Origin of the sequence: Streptomyces sp. NBC_01003 (assembly GCF_045162695.1) — a bacterium.
Taxonomy (GTDB): domain Bacteria; phylum Actinomycetota; class Actinomycetes; order Streptomycetales; family Streptomycetaceae; genus Streptomyces.
The window spans coordinates 6,762,254-6,785,685 of sequence record NZ_CP108707.1 but is presented as its reverse complement, the minus strand read 5'-3'; the positions used below and the strand labels follow the sequence as shown (position 1 = coordinate 6,785,685).

Annotated in this window: 17 protein-coding genes and 3 tRNA genes; 6 read left to right on the top strand and 14 right to left on the bottom strand. The window is 70.2% G+C overall.

Annotation, left to right across the window (positions count from 1 at the left end; translation table 11 throughout):
• Positions 1–5: 5 nt before the first annotated feature.
• The 4 genes from OG698_RS30910 to OG698_RS30895 form a co-directional block, all read right to left on the bottom strand.
• A complete protein-coding gene (locus OG698_RS30910) occupies positions 6–659 on the bottom strand; it encodes a hypothetical protein (protein WP_406106899.1) in 654 nt (217 codons plus the stop codon).
• Positions 652–2,169 (bottom strand): hypothetical protein, encoded by a 1,518-nt coding sequence (locus tag OG698_RS30905; protein ID WP_406106897.1) that lies wholly within the window; start codon positions 2,167–2,169, stop codon positions 652–654. Before OG698_RS30905 ends, OG698_RS30910 begins: the two co-directional genes overlap by 8 nt.
• Positions 2,170–2,181: 12 nt before the next feature.
• Positions 2,182–2,643, bottom strand: coding sequence for a hypothetical protein (locus OG698_RS30900; protein WP_406111383.1), 462 nt, complete (start codon positions 2,641–2,643; stop codon positions 2,182–2,184).
• A gap of 142 nt (positions 2,644–2,785) precedes the next feature.
• Positions 2,786–4,045 (bottom strand): MFS transporter, encoded by a 1,260-nt coding sequence (locus OG698_RS30895; protein ID WP_406111381.1) that lies wholly within the window; start codon positions 4,043–4,045, stop codon positions 2,786–2,788.
• A gap of 224 nt (positions 4,046–4,269) precedes the next feature.
• Here OG698_RS30895 and OG698_RS30890 point away from each other — a divergent pair, with 224 nt between their 5' ends.
• Positions 4,270–5,307, top strand: coding sequence for a rod shape-determining protein (locus tag OG698_RS30890; protein WP_406106896.1), 1,038 nt, complete (start codon positions 4,270–4,272; stop codon positions 5,305–5,307).
• A gap of 1,109 nt (positions 5,308–6,416) precedes the next feature.
• On the opposite strand, the gene OG698_RS30885 is transcribed toward OG698_RS30890, so the two are convergent.
• From OG698_RS30885 to OG698_RS30865, 5 genes are all read right to left on the bottom strand, one after another.
• Positions 6,417–7,331, bottom strand: a complete 915-nt coding sequence (locus OG698_RS30885; RefSeq protein ID WP_406106895.1) for a hypothetical protein — start codon at positions 7,329–7,331, stop codon at positions 6,417–6,419.
• Positions 7,332–7,767: 436 nt separating this feature from the next.
• Positions 7,768–8,307 (bottom strand): hypothetical protein, encoded by a 540-nt coding sequence (locus OG698_RS30880; RefSeq protein ID WP_406106894.1) that lies wholly within the window; start codon positions 8,305–8,307, stop codon positions 7,768–7,770.
• Positions 8,308–9,220: 913 nt separating this feature from the next.
• A tRNA-Ile gene (locus tag OG698_RS30875) sits at positions 9,221–9,297 on the bottom strand.
• Positions 9,298–9,484: 187 nt separating this feature from the next.
• Positions 9,485–9,557: transfer RNA gene (locus OG698_RS30870), tRNA-Asn, on the bottom strand.
• Between the two features lie 5 nt (positions 9,558–9,562).
• Positions 9,563–9,635 (bottom strand) — tRNA-Asn (locus OG698_RS30865).
• A 136-nt stretch (positions 9,636–9,771) separates the two neighbouring features.
• On the opposite strand from OG698_RS30865, the gene OG698_RS30860 reads away from it, so the two are divergent.
• The 4 genes from OG698_RS30860 (at position 9,772) to OG698_RS30845 (ending at position 15,405) form a co-directional block, all read left to right on the top strand.
• Entirely contained in the window at positions 9,772–10,080 is a 309-nt protein-coding gene (locus tag OG698_RS30860) for a YtxH domain-containing protein (protein ID WP_399979934.1), read from the top strand.
• A gap of 86 nt (positions 10,081–10,166) precedes the next feature.
• Entirely contained in the window at positions 10,167–11,606 is a 1,440-nt protein-coding gene (locus OG698_RS30855) for an FGGY family carbohydrate kinase (protein ID WP_406106892.1), read from the top strand.
• Between the two features lie 137 nt (positions 11,607–11,743).
• Positions 11,744–13,477 (top strand): ABC transporter ATP-binding protein, encoded by a 1,734-nt coding sequence (locus tag OG698_RS30850; protein WP_406106890.1) that lies wholly within the window; start codon positions 11,744–11,746, stop codon positions 13,475–13,477.
• Complete coding sequence (locus OG698_RS30845) at positions 13,477–15,405, top strand: ABC transporter ATP-binding protein (protein ID WP_406106889.1); 1,929 nt, start codon at positions 13,477–13,479, stop codon at positions 15,403–15,405. The genes OG698_RS30850 and OG698_RS30845 overlap by 1 nt, the downstream gene beginning before the upstream one ends.
• Positions 15,406–15,500: 95 nt before the next feature.
• On the opposite strand, the gene OG698_RS30840 is transcribed toward OG698_RS30845, so the two are convergent.
• From OG698_RS30840 to OG698_RS30830, 3 genes are all read right to left on the bottom strand, one after another.
• A complete protein-coding gene (locus tag OG698_RS30840; RefSeq protein WP_406106887.1) occupies positions 15,501–16,910 on the bottom strand; it encodes an RNA polymerase sigma factor in 1,410 nt (469 codons plus the stop codon).
• A 369-nt stretch (positions 16,911–17,279) separates the two neighbouring features.
• On the bottom strand, positions 17,280–19,178 hold the full coding sequence (gene dnaG, locus OG698_RS30835) for a DNA primase (RefSeq protein ID WP_100591871.1): 1,899 nt from the start codon (positions 19,176–19,178) through the stop codon (positions 17,280–17,282).
• A 34-nt stretch (positions 19,179–19,212) separates the two neighbouring features.
• Positions 19,213–20,487: an NAD(P)/FAD-dependent oxidoreductase gene (locus tag OG698_RS30830; RefSeq protein WP_406106886.1), complete on the bottom strand. Its 1,275-nt coding sequence runs from the start codon at positions 20,485–20,487 to the stop codon at positions 19,213–19,215.
• A 311-nt stretch (positions 20,488–20,798) separates the two neighbouring features.
• Here OG698_RS30830 and OG698_RS30825 point away from each other — a divergent pair, with 311 nt between their 5' ends.
• Positions 20,799–21,023 (top strand): winged helix-turn-helix domain-containing protein, encoded by a 225-nt coding sequence (locus OG698_RS30825; RefSeq protein ID WP_406106884.1) that lies wholly within the window; start codon positions 20,799–20,801, stop codon positions 21,021–21,023.
• Here the strand turns inward: OG698_RS30825 and OG698_RS30820 are convergent.
• On the bottom strand, positions 21,004–22,395 hold the full coding sequence (locus OG698_RS30820; RefSeq protein WP_406106882.1) for a deoxyguanosinetriphosphate triphosphohydrolase: 1,392 nt from the start codon (positions 22,393–22,395) through the stop codon (positions 21,004–21,006). The genes OG698_RS30825 and OG698_RS30820 overlap by 20 nt on opposite strands.
• A 33-nt stretch (positions 22,396–22,428) precedes the next feature.
• Complete coding sequence (locus OG698_RS30815) at positions 22,429–23,316, bottom strand: sirohydrochlorin chelatase (protein ID WP_406106880.1); 888 nt, start codon at positions 23,314–23,316, stop codon at positions 22,429–22,431.
• Positions 23,317–23,432: the final 116 nt, after the last annotated feature.

The following is a 23,432-nucleotide window of genomic DNA, read 5'->3' as shown; positions in this document are numbered from 1 at the left end:
GCCCCTCAGGCCCCGGTCGGCGCCACCGGCAAGGGACTGATCCCCGGCTCGAAGTGCGACCGCACGTAGATCCGCGTCCGCTCGCCGGAGTACTGGTGCGCATAGAGATCAACACAACGCTTGAGACCGACGCCGTTCGGATCCTTGGTGTCGCCGGGACAGAGGCCGCCGATGAGCATGCCCTTGACGATCGACTCCGGCTCCGGAAGCCCCAGGTGCTCGAACTCGCCCGGCCTGCCCTTGGACCCGGGAAGACGCCCGTTCGGAACCCACTCCGAGCCCTCCGGGTGGAGCGGTTCCAGATAGGCGTCCGCCTCTGCCCTGGGCAACGTAAAGACAAGAAGCCCGGTATCGAAGCGCGAAGTGATCTTGTACCCGGCCCGCCGATCCGTGGCCTGCCCGGGAACCTTGAGCCCGACCTGCTCGCTCATCCACCCGGGTGTGATCCCCCCGGCCCACTTCGGCTTCTCACTCTCACTCTCGGCCAGCATCTTGTCGGCCCCGGGCCCGAGCAGGTAGTAGATCCCACCGCCCAAAGCCCCAAGGACGACCAGCACGAGACCCACCACCCCGACGACGATCCGCCGCCGACGCCGCCGGGCCGCGGCGCCGTCGCCGGGAACGCCCGCGGGCCCCGGGAAGCCGTAGATGTCACTCACGCTTGGCGGCCCTTTCCGTCGTGTCACTCGTACGGCCCTGCTGCTGCTCCCGCGTCGGGTTCACCCGCTCGTCCGGGCGGTCGTATTCCGGTCCTGGCAGCGGATCGTCGTTGGGCGCCGATGTTCCCAGGTCATAGTGCTTGACAGTGCTGCTGCCGCGCATGTCGAACTCCTGCGCAAGGCCCGCCCGGTGCAGTTTGGCCATGTCTCCGTCCGGGATGTCCAGCGGGCCGACGTTGACTCCCTTGCCCTGGTCCCAGTTGTACCGGTCCCAGACGTTGGCCTGGTAGTCGAGGGAGACCTTGGGGTTGCCGTCAGCGTCGGGTACCGCGGTCACCACACCCGTCACGTTCGAGTTGGCACCGCCCACGGCGTAGAACCAGTTGGAGTCGCGGTCCTCGGAGAAGTAGAAGCCTTGGTCCGCCTTCGCCTCGACAGGGATCGCCACGGGCTTACCCCCGTTCTTCCTGAACTCCTCCAGGGCCTGATTGCGCCAGTCGTCCTGCTTCGACCGCACGATCGTGGCGACATACCTCTCGAAATCCGGCACATCCTTCATCATCTTGTCCACCGGCAGCCTCATGTCGCTGCCGCTGTTCCCCAGGTAGTGCGCCATGTGCCGCGACGCGTCGGTCATGCCCTTCCAGTCGGCGCCCTCCACCAGCAGTTCCATCTTCTGCTTGGTGACCCAGTCGCCGAAGCCCGCCGACTGCGACCCGTGGCGCCCCGCGCCCCCGTCCGCGGCGACCTGTGGCGCGGTGGGACTCATGATCCCGGCTTCCAGCAGGTCGTCCTTGTGTGCCAGCCAGAGCTTCGCCCGCGCCTCGGGGCTCAGCGACTCCCACAGCCTCCGCAGTTCTGCCCGCTCCTTCGGATTCGCGTCCTCACCGCGCTTGGCGAGCTCCGTGGCGCGCGGCAACTGCTCCTCGTCCAGTGACGTGTACGTGGCGTGTCCCGCGTTGTACTGGTCGTTTCCGTGGCTCTTGCGTAACGCGCGCTGCGCCGCAGCGTCGACTTCGGCTGCGTGCGTGACGATCCCGGTCAGCGTGTCCGCGTACCACTGAAGGCGGTCCTGGGTGCGCTGGTTGGGGCCCTCGGGGGTGCACATCGCCTCCATGACCTTGACCGTGCCGTTCGGCCCGTCGGCCACGATGAAGGCCGGGTCAGGCGGGTCGTGGGAGGGGTCGCCCTTGCCTGCCGATTCGGTGAGGGTCTTGGCCTGCTGCTGGTAGCGCGTCAGCTCGGCGTGCGCGTCGGTCAGCACACCGGCGATGCTCCGGGCCTCCAGGTGAAGGTCCGTGAACTCCTTGGCCGTCTTGCGTACGAAGTCCTTGGTCACCGTCGCGTTGACGCCCTGCCAGCGGGCCGTGTCCGACTTCTTGACCAGGCCGTCGCGGACGTCGGTCATGAGCTTCGACAGTTCGCCGACCATCGTCGTCCAGTCGGACGCCGCGGTGCCGAGCTTCCCGAGGTCCATGCCCATGAGATCCGAGTAGGAGAGGTGCCCCATGAAGACGGCCCCCTACTTGAAGTAGTCGTTGAGCGCGGACACCGGCAGGGGCCCGGTACGGCCTCGGACGTCGGCGGCGATCAGAGCATCGTCATTGGCGTGCATCTTCTTGCTGTAGTCCAGGTGGTTCGAAATGTGCCCGCACGCCTGGAGAACGGACTTCACCTGCGAGGTCCACATCTCCACCGTCGTCTCCAGCTCGGAGCCCAGCGTGAAGTGGTGACTCTTCAGCGCGGCGGCCGCGCGCATCGTGGACCCGGCCCCGCCCTCGTCCGCTCCGACACCCGCGATATCGGCCTTCTTGGCCAGCTCGCCGTGCAGGACGAACGCCTCGTGCCCCACGGCACCGAGGTCGTCCTGCCGCACCACGAGGTCCCCGTCACCGTCCGCGGTGCCCGCCTCGTTCAGCTGCATCCGAGCGGCCTGCCGCTGGGTGGCGGCGCCCTTGCTCTGTTCCCACTCGTCCCAGGCCATCTGCATCCCCCGTTGCGCCGTCGTACGTTCCGGGCGCACCGGTCACAGCGCACCCCCGACCTGCGCCAACTTACCAAGCCTTTACCAAGTGCCCCGACGGATCAAGGGAGTTCGTTACGAACTGGGGACGCCCCGACAGCCCTCACGCCGTCGGCTTCCTCGCGTCGTACTGCAGGAACTTGCGCCACTTCAGGGCCAGCAGCAGGACCGCCACCACGCACGCCGTGCCGCCGCCCGTGATCGCCACCGCGGGGGACGCGAGGTCGGCTGTCGAGCCTGCGACGAAGTCGCCGAGGCGGGGGCCGCCCGCCACGACCACGATGAAGACGCCCTGGAGGCGGCCCCGCATCTCGTCGGGGGCCGCGACCTGGAGCATCGTGCCGCGGAACACCATCGAGACCGTGTCCGCGCAGCCGGCGAGCGCGAGGAAGAAGAGGCCGAGCCAGAGGTTTCTGGTGAGGCCGAAGACGGCGATCGCGAGGCCCCACACGCACACGGCGAGGACGATCGCCAGGCCGTGGCGGTGCACGCGGCCCAGCCAGCCGGAGAACACCCCGCCCAGCAGCGCGCCCACCGCGGGAGCGGCGACGAGCAGGCCGGTCGTCCGCGCGTCGCCGCCGTACCAGAGCAGCGCGACGGCCGGGTACAGCGCCCGCGGATACGCGAGGACCATCGCGCACATGTCCGTGAAGAAGGTCATCCGGAGGTTGGGCCGCCCGGCCAGGAACCGCAGGCCGTCCACCACGGACGCCCGCTTGCGCCGCTCTCCCTCCGGCGCGTCCGGCAGCATCGCCGGCAGCCGCCACATCGCGTACAGCGCCGCAGAGAAGGCGACCGCGTCGATCAGATACGCCGTCTGGTAGCCCCACAGGCCGACCACGACGCCGCCCAGCATGGGACCGATGAGGCTGCCGGCTGTGCTCGTCATGGAGTTGAGCGCGTTCGCCGCCGGCAGGTGCTCGGGCGGCAGGAGGCGCGGGATCATCGAGGTGCGCGCCGGGGAGTTGAGCGCCCCGCACATCGCCTGGAGGGCCACGACCGCGTAGAGCAGCCAGACGCGGTGGTAGCCGGCGAGCGCCGCGACGGCCAGTGCCACGGACAGCGCGCACGAGCCGGTCGCGCTGTACAAGCCGAGCTTGCGCCGGTCCATCGTGTCCGCGATGGCACCCCCGTAGAGGCCGAAGACGACCAGCGGGACCAGCGAGAACAGGCCGACCAGGCCCACGGAGAAGCTGGAGTGCGTGATGTCGTACACCTGGAGGGACACCGCGAGCGCGGTCATCGCCTGGCCCGTCCAGGACACCGTGTTGCCGACCCACAGGCGCCGGTAGTCGACGGAGATACGCAACGGCGTGAGATCGGCGAGAATCCGGCGGCGACCACCCGGCGCGGGGCCCTTCACCGGTGCGGGAGCGGATATCGCAGGGGCCTCGGAGGCGTCTGCCTGGTCCGGCGAGGACGGGGTGCTGGTCACACGGGATGCTAACAACGCCCGGCAAGACCACCCGTCCGGCGGAACCCCGCCCGGCTCATTCCAGCGCGCGCCCGGCGCCACCCCGCCGCAGGATTTCAGGAGGGCCGTTATTTGACGACCCGTCACGGTCTGCGCTCTCGGGAGGATCTGCCATGACCGTCAGTCTGGAGCAGTTGCGCCGCTGCCATCTCGCCGTCGACCTGGGGGCCGCGCGGACCCGGGTGTACGTGAAGGGCGCGGGCCTCGTCGTCGACGAGCCGAGCGCCGCCGCCGTCAACACCCGCACCGGCGCCCTGATCGCGGTCGGTGAGCTCGCCGAGAAGATGACGGGCCGCACCCCCGACTACATCCGCGTCATGCGCCCCGTCTCCGGCGGCACTGTCGTCGACATCGACATGGCCCAGCGCATGCTGCGCCACCTCATCGGCGAGAAGCTGCGCCGCGCGCTGCGCCGCAAGCCCCGGCTGCGCGCCGCCGCCTGTACCCCGCACGACGCCGACCCGCTCGCGCAGCGCGCCGCCGTCGAGACCCTGGTCGGGCTCGGGGCGCGCCGCGTCGAACTCGTCGACACCCTCATCGCCGCCGCCGTCGGCTGCGACCTGCCCGTGGAGCGCCCCGAAGGCACGATGATCATCGTGTGCGGCGCGGCCACGACGCAGATCGCCGTCCTGTCCCTGGGCTCGATCGTGACCGCCGAGCGCATCCCGGTCGGCGGCGACGCCATCGACCACGCAGTGGTCCAGCACCTGCGCCAGCACCACGAACTGATGCTTCCCTCCCAGTCCGTACGTCCGCTGCAGATCGCCCTCAGCGGCAATGGCCTCACCCCGTACGGCCCGGAGTCGACGGAAATCCACGGCCGGGACGTGGCGACGGGCCTGGCCCGCTCGGTGCTGGTCGACACGGCGGCCGTGCGCCACGCGATCCACACCCCGCTGACCGCCGTCCTCGACGGCATCGGCAAGGTCCTGCGGGACTGCCCGCCCGACCTGGTGGCCGACCTCGCCGACCGCGGCATCATGATGGTCGGCGGCAGCGCGCTGCTGCCCGGTTTCGACCAGATGCTGCGCGACGCCACGGGCGTACCGGTCCACATCGCCGAACGCCCGGACATCTGCGCGGTCCTCGGCCTCGGCGCGATGCTGGAGGGCAAGGTCCAGCCCCTCACCCTCACCCCGGTAGCCGGCTGATTCCGGCGACCGGGTTCGACGCGGCGCGGGGACGTCCTTCGATGTTGCGTGTCGCGGGCCTCGGTCACGCCGTCCGTGCACAGCAGGAGTTGATCCCCCGACGCAAGTCGACCTGACGAGGGCGAGCCCGCCCGCCCGCGCACCGAGCCCCAGGGCCGGTGCGCAGGCGAGCGGGCTCGGGCAGTCCACGGATGCGTCGCGACGCACGAGTATCGGGGCCGGCCGGGTGGCCACAGATCATCAAGAGTCCGAGACCCACCGCACAGAACCAGCGCCACCACACCCCTCAGCAGGGTGCGCTGACCGGCGCCGGTCAGCGCAGCGGGGAAGGCAGGCCCGGGCAAACCATCGGGAGTCTCCGCTCGCCGGCACGGGGCGGCTCACGTCCGCACGCGCGGAGAGTCATGACTGAGGAGGCTGAGGAGACTCGCTTGCCCTGGGCGAGTCCACGATGTTCATCGTGACGCGTAGTGGTGGGCTCGCCCTCCCCGCCACTTCACCCATGCCTCGTCGTCGAGGAGAGCGCTGTGAACCGTCACGCCCGCCTGACAGAGGAGTTCGACCAGGTCGGCATCACTCCGGGCGATCCCGGCGACGTGCCCCTGGATTGCTACCCGTCGGCCCCCGGTGGGGGTGGGCGGGTGCACGACTATCGGAGTGGAGTCCATACGGCGAACGGTGCTACAGGCCGGCCGATCCCGCGCGTGAGCTCCGGTGGGAACGTTGCGCTGTTCGCGTGACCGGACACATCAACAGCGACGTGAGGCCGCCCCGCGACCTGTGTCGGGGAACGGCCTGTCCGGGGGCATGGCGGACTGCGGTGGCGTCCGACCGTCCTGGTCGCACGCCACCAAGTACCTTGCGCACCATGCGGGTTCGCCTACGGATACAGCTCCCGGGACCGCCTCGTCACCGGGTGACTCGCCAGGCCGCTCGCGCCGCTCGGTTCAGCCGGGCCGAGCCCCTGTGTGTGACGGACGCAAGGGCTCGCCGGGCACCTCCGCTCAGCCGATCGGCTGACGTCTCCGGGGCCTGATCCGGCGATGGGCCCTCCGTAGCCGGCCGCACGCGGGCCCCGCACCACTCGTCGTTCGTGCCCGGACACACCGTCATGAACGGCTGAATCGTCGCAGTGGCCCCGCCGGACCGGACAGCTTCGAGAGAAGCGCTTGCGACGTTGCCGTGAGTCGGTTTTCGTCACGCCTTCCCGGGTCCGAACTTCCTGAGGAGTCGAATGGCAAGGCGGGCTGCCAATGCTGTTCGAGGCGCCCCGTAGAACCCTGCCCACAGATATCGAGCTGACCCGAAGACGGGCGACGAGCGAACTCCGTTGTCGAAGCCTGATTCTGCGACACCAACTGATTCGCCACGAGATAAATGAGCGTGGCGACCGAATCCTGATCCACGACCACTGTACGAACGCTACCCACCGGCGCCTCGGGTGCCGAACTCTTCGAGCACCTTCTCGGTGCGATCGGAACGGCCCGCTCCCGCCGCCCGACCTCGCCGGCCAGCGGAACACCGGACGCGGTCACCCTTGAGGGAATGGGCCGAATTCCGAGGGAGTCTCTGCGTTCCTCGATGTAGTCGAACTGCTGGTAGAAACCAGGCAGTTGAGACGTAGTCTCCGCGGATCCCGCGGCGATCTGCTCTCTGCCGCGCAGAAGTTCGCGATGCATTTCCCCGTACGCGCTGCCCAGCTTGACGGAGTCCTCGCCGCGATCAGTCAGGCCGCTCGCGTAGGGGGCGGCAATGGCCAGCGCCGCCAGGCCCGACAGCCCGGAGATGAGAACCTGCGCCGTGAGCACGGAGGACTCGGCGACCACAGGCCAGGCCAGAAGGCCGGTGAGGAGGCTGACTCCTCCTGCGGCGACGCCGTAGAGGCGCTCCTTGCGTACCAGGCGGACGGCTTCACGCGGCATCCTTCTTGCCCAGTACTCGGAGCTTTCGATGGTCTCTTCAAGTCTTTGCGAGATTGCTGCGGCGGCCGTTGTCTTCGTTTTCGTGAGCGATCTGTGCGGCATTTTCATGCATCCCTCAAGTCCGAAGGGGCGGATTCGGCGTCACTGATCGACGGAGCAAGGCGGTCCGCGGCCTGGTGAATGCTCAGCCCGTGCACGGCCGGCATCCCACCCATTGCGATTTTCGGCTGGTCGGCCATGACGCCGTTTCGTATACCCCCGTCCGTATACGGAATGTGCAACATGACCGACGACAGCCGACGCGACTTGGAGGGCTCGGTCGAGCCCGAGGAGCCGGGCATACCTCGGCACGCCGTCGACGAAGCGCGACATGCCCAGGGGTGCGCCCGAGATCACCGCGATGCAGGCACGGCCGTGAGGTGATCCGTACGAGCATTCAGCCATCTCGGGCGCGGCGTGCCCGGCTGGGATAAAGTTTCGTTGATCGCCCCGGCCCGATTCCGGCGGGCCGGGGCCTCAACTATTCCAGCGGCCGGTGTCAGTAGCCGCCCTTGCCGCCGCCGTAGCCGCCGCCGTAGCCGCCACGGTGGTCGTCGACCACACGGAAGCTGCCTACAACGCCGTTCTTGACGAACACGCCGCCACGGATGTGGCGGAAGGGCACGATGCTGTTGCTGGTGCTCCACGGTCCGACCGTGGCAATGGGAGACCCATTGTCGCAGGTCGCGCCGCGGAAGACCTCAACAGTCTTCCTGCTGTCGTTGCGGACGTTGAAGCTACGCGAGCCCAGACCGCTGACCACAGTGATGCAGCCATCAGACCAGGCCGAGTAGGACCGCTCGTTGAAGTGGATCCGTCCCTCGTGCTTGTAGCCGCCGCCGTAGTTGTTGTCTTCCTTCTCCTTGCCCTGGCCGGAGTCGCCACCGAGGGGCGCCGCCGCGGGAGCAGCCGCCTGACGAACAGCCGGAGCAGCCGGGGCGGCCTCCGTGCCGGCAGCAGCGGCGTAGTTGATGCCGGTGGCGGCGAGGGCTGCAGCGCCGGCAATAGCGGCGGTGACAGCAATGGAGCGCTTGCTCATGTCAGTTTCTTCCTTCTCGGAGAGATCGGCCGGACAGCCGCTCTGTGAAAGAAGATACAGAAATCGCCCCATTCGTCACTTATAAGACGTGCTGAAAATGCGAGAAATAATCCGAGTGGCCGTATGCCCGCGGCGGCGCCCGTCGACTGCGGCGCCCGCGACGGCTCTCAATTGGCTTGATTTCCGGGCCAGTTGACGCCTCGTTAGCCCTATCAGGTGACTCGCTGACGATTCCTCGAACTTCCGACGGCGTGTCGCGGATTCCCGCGGGGCGCGCAGTCGCTCGCGACCCCTGCCGGTCGGGGCGAAGCCCGTCGACGCGCCATGCAGACCGCGCTTGAGGGCGGCGGCCTCTTGATCCCCAGGATGCCCCGGGTGTCCCGGGCGCCTTCGGCGGTCACGGCCATCGCCACGCAGACCGGGCCGGTTCACGACCCGACCGTCCGCGATCTCGACGTCGATGGCGTCTCTCTTCACAGGCGAGGGAGAGCGCCCTCTCGTCCGACCGCCGTCCTTTCGGACACTCCCCTACCGCGCGCGACGCCCCGTCCAGACAGGTGCAGCGCCTCGGCGGCGAACTCGTTGCGGGGCTGCCGGGAAGCCGCGGCGAAGCGGGCCGGCCGGCGTGCTCGCCGAAGGGGCGGAAGAGGTCGAAGGGGCGGATCGATCAGATCACCGAGCGCGCGCCTGCCCGGCCCCTGAGGCGCCGGGGGCCATCGTCATCGATGGCCCGCTCGACCGGCTCGCGCTTCCCCCCCGAGCCAGGTGACGGAGGTTGCACCCAATGGCTCGGCCGTCGGCTCTTCGGGCCGACAGCGGGCGGCCGACGGTCCACCTGACGGGTAATCACGTCCGCCGAACGACGGACGCTCCGGTGTGTCGCAGGTTAAAACGTTCCTGCATCGGAAACCCTTGGTGGGGCGGGTGGGACTCGAACCCACGGCCGACGGATTATGAGTCCGCTGCTCTAACCGGCTGAGCTACCGCCCCGTTACGGCGTGGCGCGTACATGTGTGCGCGCCGTCTGCCGCAGCATAGCCGCTCATACGATCTCCTGCTCCGGATGCTCGGCCTTGCTCGACGTAGAGGACCTCGCCGCGCCCGCAGACGGTTCCACCTGGTGAAGAAGACGACACGAAAAGACCCCCGGGGGTTCCCCGGGGGTCTTGTCCGTCAGCTCTCCCGACTGGACTCGAACCAGTAACCTGCCGGTTAACAGCCGGCTGCTCTGCCAATTGAGCTACAGGAGATCGAGCTCCCCCGACTGGACTCGAACCAGTAACCTGCCGATTAACAGTCGGCTGCTCTGCCAATTGAGCTACAGGGGAATGTCTCGTTGCATCGAACGCATCTACCTGGGTACTTGCCAGGGGGCGTGCGCTCGCTGCGACACATACATTAGCGCAAGCAGGGGGGTGCTCCGCCAATCGGTTCCCCCGGTGATCACAAGGAAGGGTGGCAGCCATGCGCTACCGGCTCACATTCGTCGCCGGTCTGGCCCTGGGATACGTGCTCGGGACCCGTGCCGGACGCGAGCGGTACGAGCAGCTGAAGAAGTCCGCCCGCGGGTTCGCGCAGAACCCCGCCGTCCGGAACACGGCCGAGTCGGCGGCCCAGCAGACGCGTCAGTTCGCGGGCAGGGCGCTGCACTCGGTGAGCGAGAAGGTCGAGAGCCGGGTCCCCGACTCGGTGGCCGGCCGGGTGCGCTCGCTGCGGGAGCGTGGCCAGGGCGGCGACGGCTTCGAGGACGACTGGGGCACCAGCAACACCTGAGCCCCGCGGGCCCCGCCGCCGGCGGGTCTTCGGCCCGGCCCCGGCCCGCGGGACGGGGCCGGCGCGGAGTGCGGCAGAATTCAGTCATGGGGATAGTCGCCGGGCTGGACAGTTCGCCCGATTTCACTCGGATCGTGGTCTGTGACGCGGACTCCGGTGCCGTGCTCAAGCAGGGCTATGCCCCGCACCCGCTCGAATCCGCCGAGGGCGGCGGCCGCCTTGCCGATGTGGATCCACAGGCGTGGCTCCTCTCACTCGGCGAGGCCGCGGGCGGCGGGCTGCTCGAAGGCGTGCAGGCCATCGGGGTCTCCACGCAGCAGAACGCGCTGGTGCCGCTGGACGCGCAGGGCAACACCGTGCGCCCCGCAATGCCAGGGGGCGACAAGCGGACGCAGGCCTCGGCCGCGGATCTCATCGACCGGCTCGGCGGGCGCGAGGCGTGGGCGCAGGCCGTCGGGTGCGTGCCGCAGGCCGCGCATCCGGTGACGAAGCTGCGGTGGCTGGCGAAGCACGAGCCGGAGGCCGCGCAGCGGGTCGCGCTCGTGCTCCAGGCCCACGACTGGCTGGTGTGGCAGCTCCTCGGGCGGCCCTCGCGGCGGACCACCGACCGGGGCGGCGCCTCGGGCACCGGCTACTGGTCGGCGGCGAGCGGCTCGTACCGGCCTGACCTGGTCGAGCTGGCGCTCGGGCACCAGGCGATGCTGCCGGAGGTGCTCGGCCCCGGGGCCGCGGCGGGCACCACTCCGGAGGGCCTGATCATCTCTGCCGGTACGGGCGAGACGATGGCCGCGGCGTTCGGGCTCGGGGTGCGGCAGGGCGACGCCGTGGTGTCACTCGGCGCCTCCGGGTCGGTCATGGCGGTGCACCACGAGGCGCTCGTCGACCCGTCCGGGACGATCACCTCGCTCGCCGACGCGACCGGCATGCATCTGCCCGTCGTCCATACGCTCAATGCGGTGCGGACCCTGCGCGGTACGGCCGACATGCTCGGGCTCTCCGGGATCGAGGAGCTGTCCGACCTCGCGATGAAGTCGACCCCCGGTTCGCACGGGCTGGTCATGCTGCCGTATCTGGAGGGCGAGAAGACGCCGAATCTGCCGCACACCGCGGGCACCCTGAGCGGGCTGCGGCGGGAGTCGATGAAGCCGGAGCATCTCGCGCGGGCCGCGTTCGAGGGCATGCTGTGCGGGCTCGGGGACGCCATGGACGTACTGCGGGCGCGTGGGGTCGAGGTGCGGCGGGTGTTCCTGCTCGGGGCGGTGGCCGAGCTGCCGGCGGTGCAGGCCGCGGCGCCGATGCTGTTCGGGACGCAGGTCGTGGTGCCGCAGCCGGCGGACTACGCGGCGCTCGGTGCGGCGCGGCAGGCGGCGTGGGCGCTGAGCGGTCAGCTGCCGCAGTGGCAGGGCGCGGCCGCGCAGGTTCTGGAGCCGGGCGAGGAACTGCCCGTCGGGCAGGCGGTGCGCCAGCAGTTCACCGCCGTACGGGAGCAGACGCACCCCGGAGCCTTCGATTCCGTGGGGGCATGAGCGTTTCGTCCCGCTCCACGTGGGTTTCTTGGCGCGGACTTGGCTAAACCGGTTGAGGTAACGCGGGTGGAGTGTCGGACGATGGGGGTCGTGCATCACTGACCCCCATCATGTCGGCCGACTTCGAGAGACCGAGCGTGCTCATACGACTCCTTCGGACCTACCTCAGTCCGTACAAGAAACCCATCGGCGTGCTGGTGCTGCTGCAGTTTCTGCAGACCTGCGCCTCGCTCTATCTGCCCACACTCAACGCGGACATCATTGACAACGGTGTCGTGAAGGGGGACACGGGCTACATCCTGGCCTTCGGCGCCATCATGATCGCGATCACCGTGGTCCAGATGGTCTGCAACATCGGCGCCGTGTACTACGGCGCGCGCACCGCGTCCGCGCTCGGACGGGACGTCCGGGCCTCCGTGTTCGACCGCGTGCAGTCCTTCTCGGCGCGCGAGATGGGCCAGTTCGGGGCGCCGTCCCTGATCACCCGCACGACGAACGACGTGCAGCAGGTCCAGATGCTCACGCTCATGACGTTCACGCTGATGGTGTCGGCGCCGATCATGTGCGTCGGCGGCATCGTCATGGCGCTGGGCCAGGACGTGCCCCTGTCCGGCGTGCTGCTCGCCGTGGTCCCGGTCCTCGGGATCAGCGTCAGCCTGATCGTGCGCCGCCTGCGCCCGCTGTTCCGCACCATGCAGGTGCGGCTCGACACGGTGAACCGGGTGCTGCGCGAGCAGATCACCGGTAACCGCGTCATCCGCGCCTTCGTACGCGACGACTACGAGAAGGAGCGCTTCCGCGAGGCCAACGCCGATCTGACCGCGGTCTCCCTCGGCACCGGCAAGCTCCTCGCGCTGATGTTCCCGATCGTCATGACCGTGGTGAACATCTCGTCGATCGCCGTCGTCTGGTTCGGCGCGCACCGCATCGACAGCGGCGGCATGCAGATCGGCGCGCTCACCGCGTTCCTCGCCTATCTCATGCAGATCGTGATGAGCGTCATGATGGCCACCTTCATGTTCATGATGGTGCCGCGCGCCGAGGTCTGTGCCGAGCGCATCCAGGAGATCCTCTCCACCGAGTCCAGCGTCGTGCCGCCGTCCGCGCCGGTGCGGGAGCTGCGCAGCCACGGTCATCTGGAGATCCGGGACGCGGGCTTCCGCTACCCGGGTGCCGAGGAGCCCGTGCTCAAGGCCGTCCAGGTCACCGCGCGCCCCGGTGAGACGACCGCCGTCATCGGCTCGACCGGCAGCGGCAAGTCCACCCTCCTCGGCCTGGTGCCGCGGCTGTTCGACGCGACCGACGGCGAGGTCCTGGTGGACGGCGTCGACGTGCGCACCATCGAGCCGGCGCTCCTCGCCAGGACCGTCGGGCTCGTGCCGCAGAAGCCGTACCTCTTCGCGGGGACCGTCGCGACGAATCTGCGGTACGGCAATCCGGACGCGAGTGACGAGGACCTGTGGCACGCCCTGGAGGTGGCGCAGGCCAAGGACTTCGTGGAGAAGCTGGAGAGCGGGCTCGACTCCCCGATCGCGCAGGGCGGCACCAATGTGTCCGGCGGTCAGCGCCAGCGGCTCGCGATCGCGCGGACGCTGGTGCAGCGGCCCGAGATCTATCTCTTCGACGACTCGTTCTCCGCGCTCGACTACGCGACGGACGCCGCGCTGCGGGCCGCGCTGGGGCACGAGACCGCCGAGGCGACCGTGGTGATCGTGGCCCAGCGGGTCTCCACCATCCGCGACGCGGACCGCATCGTGGTCCTCGACGAGGGCCATGTCGTGGGCACGGGCACCCATCACGAGCTGATGGCCGGCAATGAGACGTACCGGGAGATCGTTCTCTCCCAGCTGACGGAAGCGGAGGCGGCCTGATGGCGGGGCCAGGCGGGCGGATGATGGCCGGGGGCGGCCCCGACCAGCGTTCGATGGACTTCAAGGGCTCGGGCAAGCGGCTCATCAGGCAGTTCAAGCCCGAGAAGACGACGATGTACGCGCTGGTCGCGTGCGCCGTCCTGAGTGTGGGCCTGTCGGTGCTGGGCCCGAAGATCCTGGGCCGGGCGACCGACCTGGTCTTCGCGGGCATCATCGGGCGTGAGATGCCGTCCGGGAGCAGCAAGGCGCAGGTCATCGCGGGGATGCGGGCCAAGGGTGACTCCGGGGTCGCCGACATGCTCTCCGGGATCGACTTCACGCCCGGCCAGGGCATCGACTTCGACGCCGTGGGCTCCGTGCTGGGGCTCGCCCTCTGTACGTTCCTGGGGGCCGGTCTCCTGATGGCCGTGGCGACGCGGCTGTCGAACCGGGCGCTCAACAAGACCGTCTTCCGGATGCGCGAGGACATCCAGGCGAAGCTGTCGCGCCTTCCGCTGTCGTACTTCGACAAGCGGCAGCGCGGTGAGGTCCTCAGCCGCGCCACGAACGACATCGACAACATCGGCCAGACGCTCCAGCAGACGATGGGCCAGCTCATCAACTCGCTGCTCACCATCATCGGCGTACTGGTGATGATGTTCTGGATCTCGCCGCTGCTCGCGCTGGTGGCGCTGGTGACGGTGCCGCTGTCGTTCCTGATCGCGACGCGGGTCGGCAAGCGGTCGCAGCCGCAGTTCGTGCAGCAGTGGAAGACCACCGGCAAGCTGAACGCGCACATCGAGGAGATGTACACCGGCCACACCCTGGTGAAGGTGTTCGGGCGTCAGGAGGAGTCGGCGAAGGCGTTCGCCGAGCAGAACGACGCGCTCTACGAGGCCGGGTTCAAGGCGCAGTTCAACAGCGGGATGATGCAGCCGCTGATGTTCTTCGTGTCGAACCTGAACTATGTGCTCGTCGCCGTGGTGGGTGGCTTGCGGGTCGCCTCGGGTTCGCTGTCGATCGGTGACGTCCAGGCGTTCATCCAGTACTCGCGGCAGTTCTCCATGCCGCTGACGCAGGTCGCCTCGATGGCGAACCTGGTGCAGTCGGGCGTCGCGTCGGCCGAGCGGATCTTCGAACTGCTCGACGCGGACGAGCAGGAGGCCGACCCGGTGCCGAGCGAGAAGCCCGATCTGCTGCGCGGGCTCGTCGAGTTCGAGAACGTGTCGTTCCGCTACGAGCAGGACAAGCCGCTCATCGAGGACCTGTCGCTCGCCGTGGAGCCGGGTCACACCGTCGCCATCGTGGGCCCGACGGGCGCCGGCAAGACGACGCTGGTCAACCTGCTGCTCCGCTTCTACGAGGTGACCGGCGGGCGCATCACCCTCGACGGGGTCGACGTGGCGAAGATGTCGCGCGACGAACTCCGTTCCGGGATCGGCATGGTGCTCCAGGACACGTGGCTGTTCGGCGGCACGATCGCGGACAACATCGCGTACGGCGCCACGAAGGACGTCACGCGGGAGCAGATAGAGGAGGCGGCGCGGGCCGCCCACGCGGACCGGTTCATCCGGACGCTGCCCGAGGGCTACGACACCGTGATCGACGACGAGGGGGCGGGGGTCAGTGCCGGTGAGAAGCAGCTCATCACCATCGCGCGCGCGTTCCTGTCGGACCCGGTGATACTCGTCCTCGACGAGGCGACGAGCTCGGTCGACACCCGTACCGAGGTGCTCATCCAGAAGGCGATGGCGCGGCTCGCGCACGGGCGGACCAGCTTTGTCATCGCCCACCGGCTGTCCACGATCCGCGATGCCGACACCATCCTGGTGATGGAGAACGGGGACATCGTGGAGCAGGGCACGCACGATGCGCTGCGCGCCGCGGGTGGGGCGTACGAGCGGCTGTACAACGCGCAGTTCGCGCAGGCTGTTGCCGAGGTGGACTAGGAGCGTCATCGGGGGCGGGGTTCTGTGTGCGGGTCGTTCGTGGCTTGCTTGCGCAGTTCCCCGCGCCCCTTACGGGCGTTCTTCGTCGCGCCCCATCAGTCCAGATAGCCCCGCAGTTGGTCGGCGAACGCGTGGTCGCGCAGCTTGTTGAGGGTTTTGGATTCGATCTGGCGGATGCGTTCGCGGGTCACTCCGAAGATGCGGCCGATCTCCTCCAGCGTGCGGGGGCGGCCGTCCGCCAGGCCGTAGCGGAGCTGGACCACCTTGCGTTCGCGTTCGCCGAGGGTCGAGAGGACCGCCTCCAGGTGTTCGCGCAGGAGGAGGAACGCGGCCGATTCGACGGGGGACGTCGCGTCGCCGTCCTCGATCAGGTCGCCCAGCGCGACGTCGTCCTCCTCGCCCACCGGCGCGTGCAGTGACACCGGTTCCTGGGCCAGGCGCAGGACTTCGCTGACCCGCTCGGGCGCGAGTTCGAGGTGGGCGGCGACCTCTTCGGGGGTGGGTTCGTAGCCGCGTTCCTGGAGCATGCGGCGCTGGACGCGGACGACCCGGTTGATCAGCTCGACGACGTGCACCGGGACGCGGATCGTGCGGGCCTGGTCGGCGAGGGCCCGCGACATGGCCTGCCGGATCCACCAGGTCGCGTACGTCGAGAACTTGTAGCCGCGGGCGTAGTCGAACTTCTCGACCGCCCTGATCAGGCCGAGGTTTCCCTCCTGGACCAGGTCCAGCATGGTCAGGCCGCGGCCCACGTAGCGCTTGGCGACCGAGACGACCAGGCGGAGGTTGGCCTCGATGAGGCGGCGCTTGGCCATCCGGCCCATGACGACGAGTTTGTCGAGGTCGATGGCGAGCTGGGAGTCGGGGTCGGGGGTGCCCGTCAGCTTCTCCTCGGCGAAGAGCCCGGCCTCGACCTTGCGGGCCAGATCGACCTCCTCCGCGGCGGTGAGCAGCGGGATCCGTCCGATCTCGCGCAGGTACTGACGGAACAGGTCCGAGGACGGGCCGCCGGTGTCGGTGCGGCCGCGGGAGGCCGGGGGCTCGGGAGTCTCGGAGTCCACGCTGTCGAGGAGGAGGGCGACGGGCGGGCGGGACCCGGCCTCCCGCGACTCCGTCTCCGACTCGGGCCCTGGCTCCGACTCCGACTCCGGTTCCGGCAGTTCGGCGGCGCCGGACGCTTGAGAGGCGTCGGCGGGATCGTCGGGCGGGTCGGAGTCCGGGTGGTTCTCCGGCCCCTTCTGCTGGGGGACGGCCGGGAGTGCCTCTCCGTCCACGTCCGGCGCGGGGGCGCCCTGGGCGCTCTGACGCGCGGCACCGGTCTGGCTGAGGGTCTGGGTCTGCACGGGGGCGACCTCCAAGGTGATCGCTGCTGAGGCGTGCGGCAGGGGTACACCGGGATCGGCGACGGCGGCCACACCGCTGTCCGTCCCGTACGCGATAGGCGGAACCGCGGGGGTGTCGGACCCGTTGTCGGGGTTCCGGCCGCGCTCCGAGGACTCAGGCACCGGACCCAGTGTGCTGTACGACACAACGCCGCCACGAGGGGCGTGCGGTGACTTTTTGAGTCCGGTGCGTGACCGACCGGTTACCGTGCACGACGCCTGCCCCTGCCGGGCGGGCCGAAACCGGCCGGGCGGACCTCGTCGCGGGCCCGCGAGGGCCAGGGCCTGTCGTCGAACTCCCGTCGTCACCCGGAGGGCGGGCCCCGCGGCGTCCGGTGCATGCGATCGCAAGGCGCCGGGAAGTCCTCGGTGGAGGTCCCCCTGGCCCTTCAGGCCTTGAGGGAGGAGCTACCAGGACCTTTCGGCAACGCCGGGAGCGTGCGCACCAGACGGCGCGGGGCAGGCGGGAGTTCGACGACAGGCCCTGAGGGGTCAGAGCGCCTGCGCGCCGAGGTCCTGCAGTGCCCTGTCGTAGCGCTGGAGGACCATCAGCTCCTCCTGGACGGCGGACAGGCGCGCCGGGTCGCCGTGCGTGCCCAGGCGGGTCAGGGAGCCCTGTACGTCGCGGATGCGCCGGTCGACGGCGCGGCGGCGCACAGCGACGAGCTGCTGGCCCGCGTACACCTCGTCGACGGATCTGCGCAGGATCGCCTCGACGGCGAGCTCGGTGACCATGGCGCGCACCGCGTCGTCGGGCGCCACCTCCCGGACGCGTACGAGATACGCCTGGGGGTCCTGCGTGCCGAGGTCGGCGCCGCCCGCTTCGATGATCGCCTCGCGCACCGCGGCGTACGGGGCGGCGGTGAACTCGTCCACGCCGTACGCGTCGAAGGCCGGGGAGACCAACTCGGGCCGCTGGAGGGCGAGTTTGAGCAGCTCGCGCTCGGTGGCGTACACGGGGTTGCGCAGGGTGAGGGCGGGGCCGGCGGCGGAGGCGCGCGTCGCCGCGGCCTCGTAGGACTGCTGCGGGCGGGCCGGGGCGGGGCCGCGGCCGCCGCGGTCGCGGGCCCAGCGGGCGAGCTGCGAGACGCGCTTGACGACGAACTGGGTGTCGAGGATGCCGAGCATGCCGGCGAGCTGGACGGCTACCTCGTGCTGCGCGCCGCTGTTCTTGATGCGGGCGACGACGGGGGCGGCCTCGTCCAGTGCGGAGGCGCGGCCGGCGGGGGTCTCCAGGTCGTACCGGGAGACGATGTGGCGCAGGGCGAACTCGAAGAGCGGGGTGCGGGGTTCGACGAGGTCGGCGACCGCCTCGTCGCCCTTGGCCAGGCGCAGGTCGCAGGGGTCCATGCCGTCGGGGGCTACGGCGATGTACGTCTCGGCGGCGAACTTCTGGTCGTCCTCGAAGGCGCGCAGGGCGGCCTTCTGGCCCGCCGAGTCGCCGTCGAAGGTGAAGATCACACGGGCGCTTCCGTTGTCCATGAGGAGGCGGCGCAGGATCTTGATGTGGTCGCCGCCGAAGGCGGTGCCGCAGGTCGCGATGGCGGTGGTGATGCCGGCGAGATGGCAGGCCATCACGTCCGTGTAGCCCTCGACGACGACCGCGCGGCTCGACTTGGCGATGTCCTTCTTCGCGAGGTCGATGCCGTAGAGCACCTGGGACTTCTTGTAGATCGGCGTCTCGGGCGTGTTCAGGTACTTCGGACCGTTGTCGTCGTCGCGCAGGCGGCGGGCGCCGAAGCCGACGACCTCGCCGCCGATGTCGCGGATGGGCCACATGAGGCGGCCGCGGAAGCGGTCGATGGGGCCGCGGCGGCCCTCCTGCGCGATCCCGGAGGTGATGAGCTCCTTGTCGGTGAACCCCTTGCCGCGCAGGAAGCGCGTGAGGTGGTCCCAGCCGGCCGGGCTGTAGCCGACGCCGAAGTGCGCGGCGGCGGCCTGGTCGAAGCCGCGCTCGGCGAGGAACTTGCGGCCGATCTCCGCCTCGGCGCTCTCCAGCTGGTCCATGTAGAACTGGGCGGCCGCCTTGTGCGCCTCGACCAGGCGGATGCGCTCACCGCGCTGGTGCGAGGGGTTGTAGCCGCCCTCCTCGTACCGCAGGGTGATGCCCGCCTGGCCGGCGAGGCGCTCCACGGCTTCGGAGAAGGAGAGGTGGTCGACCTTCATCACGAACGTGATGGTGTCGCCGCCCTCCTGGCAGCCGAAGCAGTGGAAGAAGCCCTTGCTCGGGCTGACCTGGAAGGACGGCGACTTCTCGTCGTGGAAGGGGCACAGGCCCTTGAGGTTCCCGCCGCCCGCGTTGCGCAGTTGCAGGTACTCGGACACCACGGCGTCGATCGGGACCGCGTCCCGGACCGCCTTCACGTCCTCGTCATTGATCCTGCCTGCCACGCAAGAATTCTACGGTGACCCGCCGACACTCACGTCACCCGTCCTCCCCCTCGAGCAGCGCCGTGAGCGCGACGGACGGATCCGACAGGCGTTCCGTCCCGGGCCTGACACCGGAGCGGATGAGGGCCTGGATGGTCTCCGTGACGTCCCACACGTTCACGTTCATCCCGGCGAGCACCCGCCCGTCCTTGAGCCAGAACGCGATGAACTGCCGCTTGCCCGCGTCCCCCCGGATGACCACCTGGTCGTACGAGCCCGGGGGCGCCCAGCCCGAGTACTCGAGGCCGACGTCGTACTGGTCGGAGAAGAAGTACGGCACGCGGTCGTACGTCACCTCCTGGCCCAGCATGGCGCGGGCGGCGGCCGGGCCGCCGTTGAGCGCGTTGGCCCAGTGCTCGACGCGCATCCGGGTCCCGAAGAGGGGGTGCTGCACGGCCGCCACGTCACCGGCCGCGTAGATGTCCGGGTCGGAGGTGCGCAGCGAGGCGTCGACGGCGATGCCGCCGCCGTGCGAACGGTCGGCGAGTTCGATCCCGGCGGACTCGGCGAGCGAGACGCGCGGGGCGGCGCCGATCGCGGCGAGCACGTCGTGGGCCGGGTGCTCCTCGCCGTCGTCGGTGAGGGCGGCGAGGACCATGCCGTCCTGGCCGGTGATGCCGGTGAGGCGGGTCCCGAAGTGGAAGCGGACGCCGTGCTCGGCGTGCAGGTCGGCGAAGATCTGGCCGATTTCGGGGCCGAGGACCGCGTGCAGCGGGGTTGCCTCGGGCTCGACGACGGTGACCTCGGCGCCGTACTCGCGGGCCGCCGCGGCGACCTCCAGGCCGATCCAGCCCGCGCCCGCGATCACGATGTGGCCGTTGTCCCGGCCGAGGGAGGCGAGGACGCCCTTGAGGCGCTCCGCGTGGGCGAGGCGGCGCAGGTGGTGCACGCCGGCCAGCTCGGTGCCCGGGATGTCCATGCGGCGCGGCTCGGCGCCGGTGACCAGGAGCAGCTTGTCGTAGTGGACGACCGTGCCGTCGCCGAGCCGGACGTTCTTCACGGCCGGGTCGACAGCGACGACGGTCTGGCCGAGGTGCAGCTCGATGTCGTTCTGTGCGTACCAGGCCGGTTCGTGGACGAAGACGCTGTCCCGTTCCTCCTTGCCCTGGAGATAGCCCTTGGACAGGGGTGGGCGTTCGTACGGATGATCCCTCTCGTCCCCGATGAGGATCACTCTGCCGTTGAAGCCCTCGGAGCGCAGCGTCTCGGCCGCTTTCGCTCCGGCGAGCCCGCCTCCGACAATGACGAACGTCTGATCCGCGTCGACCACGTGATGCCTCCTCTTTGCCATGGCGCCATATGCGAGCGTCCCGCACGGAGCGTGATGCGGGAAGGGGGCATGGTCCGAACAGGGCATCTTTTCGTCACGCCCTGTGGTCGATGGCCGGTTTCACGACGAGGACGACGACCGTGCACAGGAGCGGCGCTCCGCACGAACCCCGCTCCGCGGCGCAGCGCGGTGCGGGCCCCGTCGTTCTTCTGCGTCGTGTCACCGGCGGCGCTGACCGACCCGCTGCTCGACCCCGTCCTCGTGCATCCTCTGGGACCCGCGCCGGGGTGGCCGGCGCGGCGGCCCCGCCGGTGGGTCAGCTGATCGGGCCGATCCGGTTGCTCGCCCTCGAAGCCCCCGGCCATCCGCGTACGACCACGCAGTCGGCCCGGCTGCTGCGGCTGACCGCGTCCACCGCGAGCCGGCACTCCACGGTCTGGCGGGAGGCGGGTCTCGTCGATTCGCTGCGGCGCGGCAACACCGTCCTGCACCGCCGCAGCCCGCTGGGCGACGCCCTCATGGACGGGGCCCTGTGAGCCGCGCGTGCAGCTCGCGGGCCGAGGCGTCGGTGAGGGAGGAGATCTGGTCGACGATCACGCGCTTGCGGGAGCGGTCGTCGCCCGCCGTGTCGAACAGGGCGCGGAACTGCGGGTCGAGGCCGTCGGGGGCGCGCCGGGTGAGCGCCTCGGCGAGCTCCGCCACGACGATGCGCTGGTCGGCGCGGAGCCGCTCCTGCTGCGGGCGCTGCATCACGTACCGGTCGGCGACCGCCTTGAGGACCGCGCACTCGTACCGTGCCTCGCGCGGCACCACCAGCTCGGCCTCGTAGCGCGTGAGGCGGCCCGAGCCGTACCGGGCGCGCGTGGCACCCTCCGCCGCGAGGCAGAAGCGGCCGATGAGCTGGCTCGTCGCATCCTTGAGGCGGGCCTGCGCGACCGCCGTGCCGTCGTAGCCGTGCGGCCACCACTCCTGGTCGAGGAGCCGGTCGAGCGCCGCCGCGAGCTCTTCGGGGTCCGTGTCCGCCGGTACGTAACGGCCGATCGCGACCGCGTAGATGTCACGGCGCTCCGGCTCGGCGTTCAGCATGTTCGGGTCCAGGTGGCCGGCGTGCAGGCCGTCCTCCAGGTCGTGCACCGAGTACGCGACGTCGTCCGACCAGTCCATGACCTGCGCCTCGAAGCAGGTGCGTCGCTCGGGTGACTCCTTGCGGATCCAGTCGAAGACCGGGCGGTCGTCCTCGTACACACCGAACTTGGGCGAGGCCGGGTCGGTGGGGTGGCCGCCGCGGGGCCACGGGTACTTCGTCGCGGCGTCCAGCGCGGCGCGCGTGAGGTTCAGGCCTACGCTGACCAGCTCGTCCGTGTCGGCGCTGTGGACGAAGCGCTTGGGTTCGATACGGGTCAGCAGGCGCAGCGACTGCGCGTTCCCCTCGAAGCCGCCGCAGTCCTGCGCCACCTCGTTCAGCGCCTGTTCGCCGTTGTGGCCGAAGGGCGGGTGGCCCATGTCGTGCGAGAGGCAGGCCGTCTCCACGAGGTCCGGGTCGCAGCCGAGCGCCGCGCCGAGCTCCCGGCCCACCTGCGCGCATTCCAGGGAGTGCGTCAGACGAGTGCGCGGGCTGGCGTCCCAGGCTCGGATGGGGGTCCCCCCTGCTCGAACGGAGTCGAGAGCTTGGGGGATTGTGCCGGGGGTGACTACCTGGGTCTTGCCCGCGAGTCGGCGCAGCGCCGAGGAGTGCAGGACGCGGGCGCGGTCGCGCTGGAAGGCGGTGCGGCCGGGGCGTTTGTCCGGCTCGGGGGCCCAGCGCTCCGCCGCCGCTGCGTCGTAGCCGGACTGGTCGATGGGGTGCGCTGGGGTGGTTGGGATGGACGGGTCCGATTTCGCTGCGGGTGTCTCGTGCGTGCCTTCCATGGACTGACAGTAAAGGCACGCGGTGACAAACGGTCAGGCCGACGTGAGCTGCCGCTGTACGGGAGCGGGTCGCGCCGGGGACGCGAGCGTCGTGTCGTAGCGGTGGAGCAGGAGGCGCGCCATCGCCGTGTGCGCGCCGAGCGGGGCGGCGGCTATCCAGGGGGCGGCCTGCGCGCACTGCACGGCGAAGCGGCCCGGCGCCGTGAAGTACGCGGCGACGGCGGCTCGGTGCCTGCCTCTCGCGGCCAGCGCGCGCAGCGCGGCCGGGACGGTGGGCGCGGCGGCACTCGCGTAGGCGGGCACCACCGGGACACCGAGCCGGTTCGCCAGGAGCGCGGCCGTGCGGGCCGTGTCGACGGCCGAGTCGGGGTCGCGGGAGCCCGCCGCCGCGAGCACTACGCCGCTGGCCCTGCGCGTACGGGCGTCGGGGCGCGGGTCCCAGCCGGCCTCTACCAGGCGGGCGTACAGCGTTTCCACGAGGAGCGGGTGGGGGCCCAGCGGCGGGGCGACGCGGGCCGTCAGGTGCGGGGCCGTGGCCAGGGCTGCCGGGATGTCCTGCTTGACGTGGTAGCCGCGGGACAGGAGCAGCGGGGCCAGGACGGCGCGGCCGGGGGCGAGGCCCGCGAGGGTGTCGGTCAGGAGCGGTTCGTTCAGCTCGATGTGGCCGAGATGGACGGGGAGCCCCGGGCGTTCCTCGCGCACCTTGTCCAGCAGGGCGTGGACCGTGGCGAGCGCCCTCGGGTCGCGGCTGCCGTGCGCCACGACCACCAGGGCCGGCGGGGGTGTGCGGCGGCTGCCGTCGAGCCGGACGTGCCTCAACTGGGTGCCGAGCTGACTGGTGATCCTGGTCATGAGTTGCGCCGTACTGTCGAGGTGGGCCGTGCCGGTGGGCTCGTCGCGCTGATGTTTCGACGCCGTCATGAACCGATCCTGTCCGCGGGAGGTTGCGGCGTCGTTGCGGGGCGGTGACGGGTCGCTTCCCCTGGGCTCACCGGGTGTTCGGACGGATGTGAGGTGGTCGGGTCCCCGCTTGCCGC